Genomic DNA, 562 nt, shown 5'->3' with positions numbered 1-562 from the left:
AAGAAGTGAAAAAAAAGGGCGAGTCCGAAGTTTATCTTATAGACGAGGATGGAAAAACTATAGGTATTGATAAAACTTCAGAGCAAAACCAAATAAAAGCAAGAGAAGAAGTAAGAGATAAAATAATAAAGGATAAAGAAGTATTATTTAGCAACGATGAATATGGAAATAATACAATCAATGCTTATTTTGGTGAGAATAATATTAATACGCTAAATGATGCCTATAAAGAAAGAAAAGATAAACCTTTATCAAGAAATACAGATAATTTTAAAGACTATGATATCTTTTACGATGTTTATACAAGTAAAGACAATAAAGATAAAAGTTTAAATAAAGAATTAGGATGCGGTGATGGCTTTGAAGTAAATAATGGCATAGCTGAAGTTGGAGCAGAATTTTTTGATAAATGCTTTAAAAAAGGAATTTATGTTTTAATACCAAGATTAGCATCTTTAGATAAAAATGAAACATTACACTTTGATCCTGTGCCTTTAGAAGATAAGGGCTTTGTGGTGACTGATTTTAGAAAAGGGAAAAAGGGAGAAAAAAATATAGATTT

The 562-nt window shown here is 28.1% G+C and carries 1 pseudogene; it reads left to right on the top strand.

Annotated elements, in window-relative coordinates:
- Window positions 1-562 (top strand): annotated as a pseudogene (locus ACOTVC_RS09025) (hypothetical protein); the annotation flags it as partial.

Origin of the sequence: Campylobacter sp. GB48, assembly GCF_049221845.1 — a bacterium.
GTDB classification, from domain to species: Bacteria; Campylobacterota; Campylobacteria; order Campylobacterales; family Campylobacteraceae; genus Campylobacter_D; species Campylobacter_D lari_C.
The sequence above is the reverse complement of the archived record's forward strand: the minus strand, read 5'-3'. Positions and strand labels throughout refer to the sequence as shown.